At 38.5% G+C, this 14,130-nt stretch carries 12 protein-coding genes; 4 read left to right on the plus strand and 8 right to left on the minus strand.

The genetic code is table 11. The annotated features are described in order from the left end of the window. The first annotated feature begins 68 nt into the window (after positions 1–68). Positions 69–1,064 (plus strand): NAD-dependent epimerase, encoded by a 996-nt coding sequence (locus G468_RS0110435; RefSeq protein WP_026823077.1) that lies wholly within the window; start codon positions 69–71, stop codon positions 1,062–1,064. A 30-nt stretch (positions 1,065–1,094) separates the two neighbouring features. Beyond that, positions 1,095–2,261 carry a nucleotide sugar dehydrogenase gene (locus G468_RS0110440; RefSeq protein ID WP_026823078.1) on the plus strand — a complete coding sequence of 389 codons (1,167 nt, stop codon included), beginning with the start codon at positions 1,095–1,097 and terminating at the stop codon, positions 2,259–2,261. A 60-nt stretch (positions 2,262–2,321) separates the two neighbouring features. Here the strand turns inward: G468_RS0110440 and G468_RS0110445 are convergent, their stop codons facing one another. The 8 genes from G468_RS0110445 to G468_RS0110480 all read right to left on the minus strand — a co-directional run bounded on the left by G468_RS0110445 (position 2,322) and on the right by G468_RS0110480 (position 11,945). Next, a complete protein-coding gene (locus G468_RS0110445) occupies positions 2,322–3,290 on the minus strand; it encodes a Csu type fimbrial protein (RefSeq protein WP_026823079.1) in 969 nt (322 codons plus the stop codon). Further along, positions 3,283–5,700, minus strand: coding sequence for a fimbria/pilus outer membrane usher protein (locus tag G468_RS0110450; RefSeq protein WP_246067302.1), 2,418 nt, complete (start codon positions 5,698–5,700; stop codon positions 3,283–3,285). The genes G468_RS0110445 and G468_RS0110450 overlap by 8 nt, the downstream gene beginning before the upstream one ends. Positions 5,701–5,702: 2 nt before the next feature. Continuing rightward, the gene (locus tag G468_RS20515) at positions 5,703–6,482 is read right to left on the minus strand and encodes a fimbrial biogenesis chaperone (protein WP_081700658.1); all 780 of its coding nucleotides are present in this window, start codon (positions 6,480–6,482) and stop codon (positions 5,703–5,705) included. A gap of 17 nt (positions 6,483–6,499) precedes the next feature. Then, a complete protein-coding gene (locus tag G468_RS0110460; protein WP_051297042.1) occupies positions 6,500–7,033 on the minus strand; it encodes a Csu type fimbrial protein in 534 nt (177 codons plus the stop codon). A gap of 25 nt (positions 7,034–7,058) precedes the next feature. Continuing rightward, positions 7,059–7,631: a spore coat protein U domain-containing protein gene (locus tag G468_RS0110465; protein WP_026823082.1), complete on the minus strand. Its 573-nt coding sequence runs from the start codon at positions 7,629–7,631 to the stop codon at positions 7,059–7,061. Between the two features lie 662 nt (positions 7,632–8,293). Continuing rightward, positions 8,294–9,409 (minus strand): hypothetical protein, encoded by a 1,116-nt coding sequence (locus G468_RS0110470; RefSeq protein ID WP_211229665.1) that lies wholly within the window; start codon positions 9,407–9,409, stop codon positions 8,294–8,296. 657 nt (positions 9,410–10,066) lie between these two features. Then, positions 10,067–11,200: a hypothetical protein gene (locus G468_RS0110475; RefSeq protein WP_026823084.1), complete on the minus strand. Its 1,134-nt coding sequence runs from the start codon at positions 11,198–11,200 to the stop codon at positions 10,067–10,069. A 193-nt stretch (positions 11,201–11,393) separates the two neighbouring features. Then, entirely contained in the window at positions 11,394–11,945 is a 552-nt protein-coding gene (locus G468_RS0110480) for a TetR/AcrR family transcriptional regulator (protein ID WP_026823085.1), read from the minus strand. A gap of 110 nt (positions 11,946–12,055) precedes the next feature. Between G468_RS0110480 and G468_RS0110485 the strand changes: the two genes are divergently transcribed. Together G468_RS0110485 and G468_RS0110490 are read left to right on the plus strand one after the other, a co-directional pair. Further along, positions 12,056–13,555 carry an MFS transporter gene (locus tag G468_RS0110485; RefSeq protein WP_026823086.1) on the plus strand — a complete coding sequence of 500 codons (1,500 nt, stop codon included), beginning with the start codon at positions 12,056–12,058 and terminating at the stop codon, positions 13,553–13,555. A gap of 155 nt (positions 13,556–13,710) precedes the next feature. Next, positions 13,711–14,040: a metalloregulator ArsR/SmtB family transcription factor gene (locus G468_RS0110490; protein ID WP_026823087.1), complete on the plus strand. Its 330-nt coding sequence runs from the start codon at positions 13,711–13,713 to the stop codon at positions 14,038–14,040. Positions 14,041–14,130: the final 90 nt, after the last annotated feature.

Consider the following 14,130-nt stretch of genomic DNA (forward strand, 5'->3'; position numbering starts at 1 on the left):
GCCGGATGCGCTTTTGTGCTACACAAAAGATAAATATTTTTCATTTCTCTGTAGAAGTTAAAAAAGCTATGAAATATTTAATAACAGGATGTGCCGGTTTTATTGGATTTACTCTATGTCAGCGTTTATTACAAAATGGTCATCAGGTGGTTGGTCTGGATAATCTGAACCACTATTATGATCCTGATTTAAAAAAAGCTCGCCTTGAACGCTTAACCATTTATTCGCAATTTCAATTTTTGCGGCTCGACATTATTGAGCGTGAAAAAGTGATTGAAGTGATTACCTTAGGCAAATTCGATCGCGTAATTCATCTTGCTGCGCAGGCAGGTGTTCGTTACTCATTAAAGGATCCTTTTGCTTATGCGGATAGTAATTTAACCGGTTTTTTGTCAATATTAGAAGGTTGTTACTACGGTCAAATCCCCCATCTTATTTATGCTTCTTCCAGTTCGGTCTATGGCATGAATAATCAATTTCCTTGTTCTACCAATATATCCGTTGATCATCCCATCTCTCTCTATGCCGCCACCAAAAGAGCTAATGAGTTAATGGCGCATGCTTACTCTCATCTGTATAATTTGCCAACCACTGGGTTACGCTTTTTTACTGTTTACGGCCCTTGGGGACGGCCAGATATGGCGTTATTTAAATTCACTAAAGCTATTTTGGAGATGAAGCCGATTGATGTATATAATAATGGCGATCTGAGCCGCGACTTTACTTTTGTGGAAGATATTGTTGCAGGAATATTATCAATTGCTGATATCATTCCGCCAAAAAAGACCGACCGATCTTTAACGGCTAACAGTGATGCGCCTTATCGTATTTATAATATTGGTAATGGACAGCCAATAAAATTATTGGATTTTATTTCCGCCCTCGAGCAGGCATTAGGAAAAAAAGCCATTAAAAATATGCTGCCGATGCAAGCCGGCGATGTCCATACCACTTGGGCCGATACCAAAGATTTATTTTCGTTAACCGGTTATCGGCCACAGATTTCGATTAAAGAAGGGGTAAAAGCGTTTGTTGATTGGTATCGGACTTATTATCGCGTTTAGCCTGGAGCTTAAATATTTGAGAGGTTAGTTTTGAAAATTGCTATTGCAGGAACAGGTTATGTTGGCCTGTCGAATGCGATGTTGTTAGCGCAGCATCATGAAGTGGTGGCGTTAGATATTATTGCTGAAAAAGTGGCGATGCTAAATAACCAGCAATCACCCATAGTGGATAAAGAAATTGAAACGTTCCTGGCAGAAAAAGAACTGAATTTTAGGGCAACGACAGATAAACAACAGGCTTACCAGGGGGCAGATTATGTGATTGTGGCTACCCCGACTGATTATGATGCCAAAACCAATTATTTTAATACCTCTTCCGTTGAAGCGGTGATTGATGATGTAAACCACATTAATCCAGCCGCTACCATAGTGATTAAGTCAACCATTCCGGTGGGTTTTGTCGCCCGTTTGCAGCAAGAGAAAGGCTATAAAAATATCATTTTTTCACCGGAATTTTTACGTGAAGGCAGAGCACTTTATGACAATCTCTATCCTTCTCGTATTGTGGTAGGCGAACGTTCCGAGCATGCCAAGATTTTTGCTGATTTGTTATTAGAAGGGGCGCTGAAAAAGGATGTTGCCGTATTATTTACCGATGCCACCGAGGCGGAAGCGATAAAATTATTTGCTAATACCTATCTGGCGATGCGGGTTGCCTTTTTTAATGAATTAGATACTTACGCTCATAGCCGCGGACTGGATAGTCGCCAAATCATTGAAGGTGTTTCACTGGATCCGCGTATTGGCAGCCATTATAACAATCCTTCTTTTGGTTATGGTGGTTATTGTTTGCCAAAAGACACTAAGCAGTTACTGGCTAACTATGATGATGTACCAAACAATTTGATTAATGCAATCGTCGAATCCAATCGAACGCGTAAAGATTACATTGCCGAGACGATCATTAGTCAAAATCCGCAAAAAGTGGGTGTTTATCGCTTAGTGATGAAAGCCGGTTCGGATAATTTCCGCGCCTCTGCGGTACAGGGGGTGATGAAACGCATTAAAGCGAAAGGAATTGAAGTAGTAGTTTATGAGCCGGTTTTACAACAAAATGAGTTCTTTCACTCCAAAGTGATCACCGATTTAGCCGACTTTAAAGCTCAGTGCGATATTATTTTGGCTAATCGATTAGTGCCTGAACTGGAAGATGTCAAAGATAAAGTCTATACCCGCGATCTATTTGGTCACGATTAATTTTCATCACTATTCAGGCGTCAACAGGTTATTAAATTTGGCGCCTGTCATTATTCTGTTCTAAAAAGCAACATTAACCACCAGTGTATCGGTATAGCTGCCCGGTTGACTCGGGGTAGTTTGGCCGGTTAGCACTTTTGCCACATAATTGTAGGTACGAGTCAGTTGATCAGCACTGACGGTGGTAGAGTTAGCACTCGACCATAATTCACTACCACTCGATCCCCAGCGGGTGGTCGTCGTACCTTGGTAAATATCATAGCTTATCAGGCCACTGCCATGTTTCATATTGCGTACATTGCTAACTGCATTAACGCCATTATTGATACCCACATTATAGAGACTGCCTTTAGTGCAAGTGATGGAGATGGTTTGCGAGACATTAGGAAAACTGTTAACTAATGGGGCGCTACCAAAATCGATGTTAGGGGCAGTAATTGTTGAGCAATCATTGGTTACAATTAAGGTGACGGTCGGCGAAAGGGTAGTGCTGCCAGTTTGTTGATTTAAGCAGACATTACCGACACCTAATAGCCCACAAATATTCCAGTTGATGGTCAGGTTTAGCGTTACATTATAGGTGCCGGCCGATAAGTTTTGGCCGGTGGTGGTTTTAAAATAGATTGGAATAGTAAATACGTTGCCGCCTAATAAGTTAATCAAATCGGTTGATGAGTAATTGATAGTACTGCCAATCGGTGTGGTTGGTGTGCAGTTGGACGCTTTGCACATATTAATCGGTTCGAGATCGGCATTGGCAGTATTTTTCATTGCCGCTTGGGTGCCGCTGCTGCTTGAAGCACTATTTAGTTTGGCTGAGATAGTATCGGTGGTTAGCAGTGAGGCTAATACTATCCCACAAGTGACAACCAAATTAGCTGAAGTTGTTTGCACGGTACTATTGATAACAAAAGAAGTCTGACTACCAAACGAGGCATTCTGCATAGTGGCGTTGCAAGCGGCCCAGACAGGATTATTCAGTAGGCCGGTCAATAACAACAAACTGAAAAGAAATAAACCTTTATTCATGGTAACTCCTGCTGTTGCCAGCTAAAGTGCAAGTGAGTGGGCCATAAGTTTTTAGTTGTTGGTTAGGGTTTGCCGGCAATTGCAAACTAACCTGGCAGTGCTTACCTTCCGGTGTACGGACAGCAAGTAGATTGTTTGGCTCCAAATCTTCCAGATAAACCAATCCATCCCAACCAACATAGGTATCTGCTTTGCCTGCCCGTGTAACCACGCTGGCTAATGGGATGGCTTTGCCATCCTGATCGGTTAGGATCACGCTAGCGGCATGACGAATCTTTATTGGGAAATGCAGCAGATAGCCTCGGCCGCGTTTGACTGACAAACGTTGGCGTGTAGTATCTGCATAGATATCGGGTGGTAAATTTAGTGTATTGATACGAAAACTGGCTGGGTAATAGGCTGGCACGCTTGGGATCAATAGATAACCTGATTTACCGGTATTGCCATAAGGCTGGTGTTCATAATCAACGGTAATATTGGGATAACCATCGGTACTCACTAACACAAAGCCATCATTAATTTTGTTCGCAGCCTGGATAGTACCGTCCATCAGTACCAGTGAGCCAGTTACATTACCCCATTTGGTATAGTTGCTGGATGAACCGTAGATTCCAGCCTGCATTTGGACATGGTTGTTGCGCCATCCTAGCGAGGCTTGTTGATAATCGTCTTGCGAGTCCTGATGAGCGTAGGCCATATTCCAGCTAAATCCGCCGTCGCTTGGCATGGCATGGTTATAGGTGACGCGCTGAATATTTTGTCCAGCGGCATTGCGCTGCGTATCTAGGGTGACGGAATCCAAAAAGTTGAATGGAATTTGTAGTACTAAGGCAAATGACCAGTTATTTTGCGAATAGTCACGACTGGCCGAAGCATAAAGATTGCTATTGCCCCATAAGCCTTTACTCCAGGAGAAATTGAGCAACCGGTTTTTATCACCATTGAAACTGTCAATATCCAGGTAAGCTAGGCCAATGCTACCAAATTGGTCTAGAGATAATGAGGCGGAATATTGTGAACTACGCCGGCTTAAGCTGAAAATTGGTTGATTATCGTTGAGATTATTGGGTTGATCGTAAAGTGCCAAATTGCCAAATTTACGATCCCTTAGGGTATGTTGGGTAGCCAGATTAAAGCGAGACTGGCTATATTGGTAACCCCAATTGATTTGATCACCACGTTGGCCTCGCATCTGGCTGAATGTATAAGCGCCATTAAGCACACCAAAGTTGCCCAATTTGACTAAGCCGCCCAAGCCACCCAGCACCAGTGAAGAGGCGGCTTCAGCATGTGACTCTAAAGTCAGCCAATCAGTCGCGCCATAACGGTAAGAACCACTAGCGGCTAGCGGCCCGTAAGAGAAGTTTTTAATGCCATAGTCGCGGCGTAGTGCACCGGCAGAAAAAGCACCATCAGAGAGACCCGGTTTGAGCAAAGTGCTGGCGACATAAAATGGTAAGGTGGTGGAGACTTGCCGGCCAAGGGCATCGGTGGTAACCAGCACCGCTTCACCCGAACCATTAATATAGGGAATATCGGTGATGGTAAAAGGGCCAGGTTGGAGCTGGTGATTACTGGAACGATAACCATTGATAAATAGATCCACGGCAGTCGGCACCGCTGCTTTACCGGCAAAGGTCGGTAAGGGATAGGTAATAATATCTGGCCGGATAGAGAAGTCACGAGACAGTGACAGACCGCCCATGCGGACACTACTATTCCAGCTTAAAGCATTACTAATCAAATCACCCACCGTCCAGCTTAGCGCATAATTTTCATTGGTGTAGGTGGTGTCGTAACGGGTAAAACCCTGGTTAGTGTTATTGTTATCGCTACCGGCAATATGTTGTTTAAATACCCCGGTGCTGGATAAAGTGCCTGCCATACTAAATAATCGCAGTTCATTCCAGACCGAAAATTGAGTGTGATTATGCTGCGTTCGATTGGCGTAGATATCATAATTAAACAGTGCCCCCTGGCTAGTTAGCCCTGGATAGCGGCGCGGGGCATTGCCAATAGTGAGATCTTGTTGCGGTAACCAGCTATCCGGTACTTGTAATAACAGGCGTTGTTGCGCACTGTCATATTTGACTTGTACCTCGGCCATGGCACTGACATCCAGTTGTGGCTGGGTTAAGCGAGAGGCTGGAAAACCGGCCTTTTGTAGATCAGCGGCCGACAGCCAAAAATGGCCATTGCGTTCATTAACCACCGCAATAATGCCAGTGGCATACTTATTAACCACTAACTCCAATCTATATTGTAAGTTTTGTGGTTTAATCTTGCCGCTCGGTGGTGGCGGCAATTCAGTCCAGCTGTTATTGGCCGCTATCGATACTAGCGGCAAAGATAACGTCATCAGTAAGGTAAATTGGCTGGTCAATTTACCCGGCAAGTGGACAGTTTTCATCTTTACTGGTTCAACCCAGCGCTAGATGCATGCCATAATTGTTTATCAGTATTAATTTGTGCGGTTAATTGTTGTGGGCGATTAACGCCCGCTGGTAATGGCCAGATATAGCTCGAGCCGGCTAACACATAACCAAACAGGCTATCGGCCAACACCATGCGTTTTTTGCCTTGTTGTACGGCAACTTTACTTAAGCGAGCATGGATCGGCCCTTGATTGGTGATTTTCAGCGCCGGCTTACCATTTAAGCGGGTCAACTGCCAACTGAGGTATTTTTGATCCAGTTGAATTGGATCACCGGAATTCCGTATATAGTTAATACCTTCACCATAAACAAACAGTGGAATAGAATATCGCATCTGCATGTTGAGTCCAAACTTTGGCACGGCTAAGTTTTCAGCGGTTAAGATTTCATCGGCCAACAGGCGGTAGGCAACTTCTTTACCGGCCGGCACAGGAGCTTGTTTTATCAGACGGATCAGCTGTTTTTGGCCCGGTTCAATGCGCATAAAAGGCGGACTGGCGACCACCGCTTGCTGATTGCTATAGCGATCTTTGCCATCAACCTGTTGCCAGCCGATTACTCTGATCTGCATGGTCGTTGGCTCAGTGCCCTTATTTTCGATCCAGAATTCAGTGGCATTATCCTTGGCGGTTAATACTGGATCCATCGGCCAAATCATCACATGGTTAGCTGATTGAGCTGAGGGAGTTAAGAATAGTAAGGCCAATAACCATAGGGTGGAAAAACACCAAACAGTAGGTTGCAAAACATTGATCATATAGTATTCCTCCCTGATCACCAGGATAATGTTACCGTTAATAGGTCAGTATAGGTTCCGGATGGGTTATTAGCGCCATTCATTTGCAGCACACCATAGATGGGTATAATAATATTATTGCTATTACTGTAACTGACGGAGACATTCTGATTGAGCCCGATTGGAATAGTGTGAGCACTATCCGCATAAAGTAGGTAAGATAGTAGCGTGCTAAAACCGCTCTGCTTGACATTACGAATTGTCGTGTAGTTATTACCGCCATTAATGCTCATACTGAGCACGGTACCGGGGGTACAGGCTAAAGTTAACGAGGTATTGGGGGTTAAACTGGCATTAAAATTGCCATTCGCATTACTAGGATGGGTGCCAAAATTAAGGGTACCAAATAGTGTGCCACCAGATACCAGACAACCAGGCGTAATGGTGGCAGAGACCTGAAATGATTGGCTGGTAATGGCATAACTCGGCAGCGCGCTAAAAATAGCTAACAATAGAATAAAATAGGCTAAATCATGATCAAACCTTAGCCATAAATGGTTGTTGCCAGACATATTTCATCCTGAAAAAGAATATCAATTAATAAGTTACCGTAAGATTAACAACGTCAGTATAGGTTCCTGCTATGATACCCGCGTTTGTGCCATTACCCTGGATTAGGCCATATAAGGTATAGGTACTGACGCCATTTGTTGGGCCTGATACAGGGGTAATTGTTGCATTATTAGCAAGGGCAGTGCCTGGCTTTGGGGATGGGTTACTATCAAAAACACCATAGTAAACACCATGTGAGTTATTGGCTAAATTAACATAACGCGGTGTGCTACCAATCTGTGTACCATGTGGCGTTGTTGGTGCGGTGTTAGTACTACTGGTCAATGCGACGGTAAAAGTATCATTAGGTGGACACTGTACGGTAAATGTTGTGCCAGCATTATTAGAAAGTTGGGTTATTAATTGACTAAAAGTAGTGGGTTGGGTACCAAAATCCAGAGTTCCCATAGGAACGCCTGTAGTGGCCGTTGATCCGTTAACAACACAGGAGTTAGAGAGTATGAGATTAACATTAACCGTCCCCGTGGTCGTTGCTGCCAGGGCCGAATGAGAGGCTAGCAAACAGCCTATAACCATGATCAAACGTATACCTTTCATTATGGCTCCTTATCTGATAGCGAACATAGCTGTTTAATTTTTTGCTAAGACAATTATTGCTATTAATGGCTGATAGTAACGACTTGTTATGGTAATTAAGCGTTATAACAAAAAAGAATTATTTTATTACTATGATTTTTAATTTGAGTATTAATTAGAAAGTCAAAAATTGCCAATAAAATAAATAATTTTTTTGCGAATTAAATTTTTTGCCAGTAGAGATTATTTTTATCCAGTAAATTGCAGTTATTATTTCACTTTGCGAATAAATAGTAATTAATTAATATATTGTGCATTTTTTCTTAATTTGTGGTTAGTATAAATAAGCTGTTTTTATATTTAATGCATTGAAATAAAAGATATTTTAAATATCTACCTCGTTATGCAGAATAAGTCAGTCAGGTGTTGAATTGCTTATTTTTCGCGGCTAGCCGAAGTAGTTTTATATTTGTGGCAAAAAGAATTAAATTAATGGGATAGTTACAGCAGTAATAGTAAACTAAATATATTCGAACTTTTAATTTTGCTATTTTCTATTATGGCAGCAGCATTTTCATTTTATCGTTATTTAATTGGCGAGAATAATTTTAGCCCCAGCTGTTTTGCTAGGCTGGGGCAAATGCTGTAATCAATGACTATTAGATATTATTTGAACTGATAAATTATTTAACCGATGTGAAGCTATATTGCTTCTTGTTAATTTTATAATCCTTAGCAAACAAACCTTCATATTCATATATAGATTCAGCGTCAGATTCATATCCTGAATCAGTTCGATTCGTGTTTAGGTTGCTAGGCGATTGTTCAAACAAGGGTTTATCAGCCATTATTTCATCAAAATCTGATGCTAAATCATCAGCCTGTGATTCTAAATCACTAAACTCAACTTCTGACTTAGCAAACTCAAATTCTGCATCATCAAACTGTAATTCTGGCTCATCAAACTCAAATGCTGAGTTAGCAGCATTTAATTCTAAATTATAAAACTTTACACCTGCGGCTTTATGATTAAGAAAATAGTTAATAGCTGCTGGATTTAAATCATCATCAATATATTCACCCAGTCCATTTAATGGTAACGCCCATAATTCAGCAAGTGTTTTATCACCAATTTTAATCGCACTAAGTTTTTCATTAACAATCGCGCGCTCTTGTTCGCTTAGGTAAGCACTATCCTGTGTTATCACATCATAAACATCCGCTTTAGTTTGTTGCAATATATCGATAAAGAGAGAATCACTTATGCTAGTATATTGATTGAAAAACATCTCTCGCAGATTATTGTACTCTTTGCTTGCTAATGTATTTTTCAAAAAATTGTTCTCTAATTCGCCAGTGCGGATAGAAAATACCAGTTGCTTATTATTTTTAAATGCGGCAATAAGTTCATTAGGTTTGTTGCTGTTTTTAATGCCAAGATAATTATCTTTACTATAAGCACGGTCGTCTAATTTTTCTCGCAAACTATTTTGTTCTTTTTCACTGCCAGCTAAACATCTAATCGTGAAGTTTAATAGTTGCTGAATATCGTGATTTTCCACAGAGAGGGCTTCTTCTAATTTCATACTAATATTTTTAACATGAAAATTAGCTAATTGATCTCTCTCATCAATACTCCTGGTTTTTTCAAACACTTTATCGCAGTTATATAAGGTAAAGTCGCCAACTTTTAATTGATATCCCCAGTCTTCATTAGCATCTTTTGGCGTAATTTCTAATTTAAATTGATTATGATATTTAGGTAGTGCCATTTTCCTCAGTTCGATAAATTTTTCCAACCGATTTGATTCCGGATTAGAAACAGCGCTATTCTTCACATCTTGGATAGTGTCAAACAGTTGCTCTATTTTTTGACGTTTGACGCCGCCCTTAAACCAATCGATTATCGAGTCAATAAAATCGGATACGTTTTTTATTTTGGTTGCTTCATTTAAGCTATTAGCCCCCAAAATCTGATTAAATTTGTTATCACTAATGGTTAGTGGTGTTGTAGAAGAAAAACTTATTGCCATAATATCCTCAAAAAGTCAGTAAAACCTAAGTGTTGGTTATTTAATACAATCAGCAAAATGTAGGAATAAAACGATCAACCTCTTCTAAATGGTAAATTCTTATCTATTATAAAAATGAATTAAATTTTTATATTTAATTATCGGAGATTGTATTCATTGTTTTGTTAAATTAAGCTAATATATTGAAAGTGTTTTTTAATAAAAATATTTTTTCTATCTTTACTAATTGTTAATATAAAATATATTTATTAGTAAAATAAAAGATAAGTTTTTAACAAATTTTGTTCGCTTTTATTAGTTAGAGAGCTGTCGTTGGTTAAGAATATCATCTATTACTATTAGATTTTAATTTAACTTATTCATTAAATGGGTTTAAGGCCTCATTATAATTTTTATTTTTGGTAACTGAAGGCGTTAATGTATTCACGGTATTGTGTGTTTGTGGGCTATTTTTTTACTCGCTATTAATTTTGTAGCTGGTTCTTTTTTATCTTCAACAACCTGCATTTTATCTGCAATACCATGATTAATATTTTCTAAAAATGTCACTTTCTCTTTTTGGTTAAGATTTTGTGTTAGGGTACTAATTTTGCATGTTGGACAAAGAGATTTTATTATATTTTCAATACATACACTATTAGCCGGTATATTTTCTAATTTAGTTATTAAATTTTCATAAAATTCTTTTATTAATTCATTTTTTTCTTCACGACTATAAATTTTAGTTTTAGATGTTAAATTTAATTTAACATATCTTATATTGGTATCGTAATAAATATTTCTGTCATCACCACTTGCCGGGCTTAATAAGAAAACTTGCTTAGACGGTGAGACAATACCTAATATTAAATGTTTTTTATTTGTAAATTTATTTTTTTTATCAATAAAAACTAAGCTAGTATATCCCTCTTGATAGGTTTCCCTTAGTTTAGCGCCGATACTTTTTTGGTTATATATTATTGGTTCATTAGGGTTATTTATTTTTATGATAACTTCCTTATGTTTTTTATTGTTTATTTTATCATCTGTTTTTTGTTTTATGTGTCTGGCGATAGTTAAGAGAGATTCATCTTTATAAGTATAATCATGTTCATGTTGCAGTATGTCACTAACTAAAAGATTTTTTATTTCCTCAAAGGTCTTATTAACATAAGATTTACTTTCATTATATTTGCCCATATGAAGAATAATCGCTTTATTATATTCGATAATCGTTTCGTATCTGTTTTCGTTATTAGAAAATCTTTGTGTTAATTTTAACCTTTCGCCTTTAGGTAAAGAAATTAATATTACTTTTTCTTCAGATTGCTGGTTTTCAATGCTGTTGAGAGAAGATAGTAAGTTTTTAGTGATGGTAATACATTCTGATCTTACTTTTTCTTTTCTGTGATCTTCAATTAAATTTATTACAATATGACTAATCCCTAATGTTATTATGGATAACAGTAGTTTTCCTTTATCACTAAAATTAACATAATTTTCAGGCGCATTAATAATATTATTAATAAGTTTTATTTCAGTATTTAATTCAGTAGATAAAGCGCGATAAATAATCATAATTGTCACCTACAGTTATATGACTATAGGATATTAACAATATTTATTATCATAGATCAATAAAATATATATAATAATTAAATATACGGACAAATTAACTATTTTTTTGGAATATTTAGAGATATGTTTGAATAAACAAGATAATCGTCAAAATATATCTATAAATATTCGCTATTTTTATAGTATTAAAATTTTATTTTTCATGTTCGGGCGATAAAAATATTTCGATATCGGTAAAAATTTCATCCCACTCTTGCTGATCGATATGCATAAATCCAAAAGCACGCAAAATAAAAGCTCCCTCTGTGGCGAAAAAAACAAGTCGGGCACGTCTCCCCGCTTCTGTTGAAGTATCTAACTTAGCAATTCGCTCACGATACCACTCACGAGTACTATTAAGATATTCCGGTGTTTGCAATAATGCTGCCATTAAACCTGCGCCTTTAGTATTAGAAGTTTGCTCAAAATGGTAGGTTGCTTTCATGTGCGCTATTACGCGATTTTCAGCTGAACTATCCTGCGCAATTTGTTGAAAAAATATTTCATCGTAAGCTTTTTCCCAGCGATCAAACATTGCATCAATCAAGGCCTCTTTATTGCCGAAACAATACTGAACCCCGCCTTTAGAAATTCCCATCGCTTTTGCCACTGCATCGATCGTCAGCGCAGTGACACCCTGTTGATGGACAATATTTTCGGCTACGTCTAATACTTTATTTCTGTCTATACTTCTTTGGCGCCCCATTAAATAAACCTCTTTTAAAATACATGCGTATGGATTAATATTGTATATCTTAGCTTTAACGTTATGCTAGATAAATATATTACATAATTTTTTCTAAATAGAGATTTTTTATGGTTAAAACTCATGATAATCGAAGGTGGATTGCGCTCCTTTTAATTTCAAGTGCTCTTTTTTTAATTGTCATTGATATGACAGTGCTTTATACAGCATTGCCTACTTTAACCCATGAACTCCATGCCAACGCATCTGAGAAATTGTGGATTATCAATGCTTATCCGCTGGTGGTGGCCGGATTATTGCCCGCTGCAGGAATGTTAAGTGATCGCATTGGCCATAAAAAAATGTTGATCACCGGTTTACCTCTTTTTGCACTAGCGTCACTTTGTGCGGCATTTTCGCCTAATCCAGAAAGTTTGATTGCTGCGAGAGTTTTTTTAGCTGTTGGTGCCGCGATGATGATGCCAGCAACATTATCAATTGTTCGCCATATTTTTACTGAGCCTCATGAACGCTCGCTAGCGATTGGTATTTGGTCAGCAGTTGCTGCTGGTGGCGCTGCGGTTGGCCCTTTAGTAGGTGGCTTGTTACTGGAATATTTTTGGTGGGGATCGGTATTTTTAATTAATGTGCCTGTCGTTATGCTGGTACTACCTTTTTCAGTCAGTGTGATCCCAAGTTGTGGTGGAACAAACAAGCGTGTTATTGATTTTTTAGGCTCAGTATTAATCTTAATCGGTTTAGTTGGGCTGATTTATGCATTAAAAGAGTTAAGTAAACCTTCTTTTTCTTTGGTTGAGTTTTCTGTTGCTGCCTTTATTGGTGTCATTTTTATGCTGTTTTTTGTATTGCGCCAGCGCAAACAATCTCAACCGATGCTTGATTTTTCTTTATTTAGTAACCGCTTGTTCTCAGCTGGGGTAATCATTGCTGTTATTACCATGAGTGTAATTGTTGGCATTGAATTAGTTTTAAGTCAACGTTTACAATTAGTACTTGGATTCACGCCTTTACAAGCAGCACTTTGTATCCTTCCCATTCCCATTGGTTCCGTACTTGCATCACCATTAGCCGGTTTACTATTACCCCGTTTTGGCGAGAGATTAACGGCAGTAGTCGGTTTTATGTTAACGCTGGTTGGGGTAATAGGGATGGTGCTGTTTTATCAGAGCCATCTTATTTTGTTGTTGATTAATTTATTCATGATTGGTATTGGCATGGGAATGGTATTTACCACGGCTTCTACCACAATTATGCTCAATGCGCCAGATGAAAAGTCAGGTATGGCCGCTTCTATTGAAGACGTTGCTTATGAATTGGGTAGTGTATTAGGCGTTACAATACTGGGCGGAATGATGACGGCGATTTATAGTAGTAAGCTTTTTGTTCCTAAGCAAATCACCATGGATGATACGCGTGTTTATGACAGTATTGATGAAGCATTAAGTGTGGCATCAACTTTGGATAAAGAACAAGCTCAGGTATTGATACTGGAAGCAAGTAAAGCCTTTGACACTTCTTTTGTTATGGTTCTTATGACGATTGTTTGCATATTGTTAGTTAGCATTGTGGTTTTACAGCGTATGTTGCGCCCTTTAATCAAAAAATTATGATGAGGAGATGACTTTCTGTGCTGTTTTAGATTTTGCAATCAGTTTCAGCGAATGTTTTTATAAAGCCAGTGGTTGGAATTGGTTTGTCTCAGGGAAAGTGAATTGATCCTAATGTTTTATTACTGAAATTATAAGTGGTTAGAGGTAAATTGGAGATGGAGCTAGAGGCAGTGCAGTTTTTTAAAAATTTATCTGATGAAACAAGATTTAGGATCCTAGTACTTCTCCGGGAAATGGGGGAGCTTTGTGTTTATCATCTTTGTATTGCACTTGAGCAACCCCAAACTAAAATATCTCGTCATCTAGCAATGTTAAAAAAGGGTGGATTGCTACAAAATCGTAAAGAAGGAAAATGGGTTTTTTATCGACTTTCTTCCCAGGCTTCTCCATGGGTTATGCAAATTATTGAGTCTGTATGGTCAAATCAATACCAACTAATCGACTCAATGATCAATAAATTGATCCTAGTAGAGTTCCCTGTGTAGTGGTCTAATAAAACTGTAGAGATTTATAGCTTATAATTAAGCAAAATCTTATAGGTATAAATATGACCCGAAAAGTAAAAGTAACCTTTA

The organism is Arsenophonus nasoniae DSM 15247, assembly GCF_000429565.1.
Taxonomy (GTDB): Bacteria; Pseudomonadota; Gammaproteobacteria; order Enterobacterales; family Enterobacteriaceae; genus Arsenophonus; species Arsenophonus nasoniae.

Excerpts from the sequence above, each read along its gene's own strand:
- G468_RS0110485 (WP_026823086.1), top strand. The coding sequence starts at position 12,056 with ATGGTTAAAACTCATGATAATCGAAGGTGGATTGCGCTCCTTTTAATT.
- G468_RS0110465 (WP_026823082.1), bottom strand. The coding sequence starts at position 7,631 with ATGAAAGGTATACGTTTGATCATGGTTATAGGCTGTTTGCTAGCCTCT.
- G468_RS0110450 (WP_246067302.1), bottom strand. The coding sequence starts at position 5,700 with ATGAAAACTGTCCACTTGCCGGGTAAATTGACCAGCCAATTTACCTTA.
- G468_RS20515 (WP_081700658.1), bottom strand. The coding sequence starts at position 6,482 with ATGATCAATGTTTTGCAACCTACTGTTTGGTGTTTTTCCACCCTATGG.
- G468_RS0110460 (WP_051297042.1), bottom strand. The coding sequence starts at position 7,033 with ATGTCTGGCAACAACCATTTATGGCTAAGGTTTGATCATGATTTAGCC.
- G468_RS0110480 (WP_026823085.1), bottom strand. The coding sequence starts at position 11,945 with ATGGGGCGCCAAAGAAGTATAGACAGAAATAAAGTATTAGACGTAGCC.
- G468_RS0110475 (WP_026823084.1), bottom strand. The coding sequence starts at position 11,200 with ATGATTATTTATCGCGCTTTATCTACTGAATTAAATACTGAAATAAAA.
- G468_RS0110435 (WP_026823077.1), top strand. The coding sequence starts at position 69 with ATGAAATATTTAATAACAGGATGTGCCGGTTTTATTGGATTTACTCTA.
- G468_RS0110490 (WP_026823087.1), top strand. The coding sequence starts at position 13,711 with ATGGAGCTAGAGGCAGTGCAGTTTTTTAAAAATTTATCTGATGAAACA.
- G468_RS0110445 (WP_026823079.1), bottom strand. The coding sequence starts at position 3,290 with ATGAATAAAGGTTTATTTCTTTTCAGTTTGTTGTTATTGACCGGCCTA.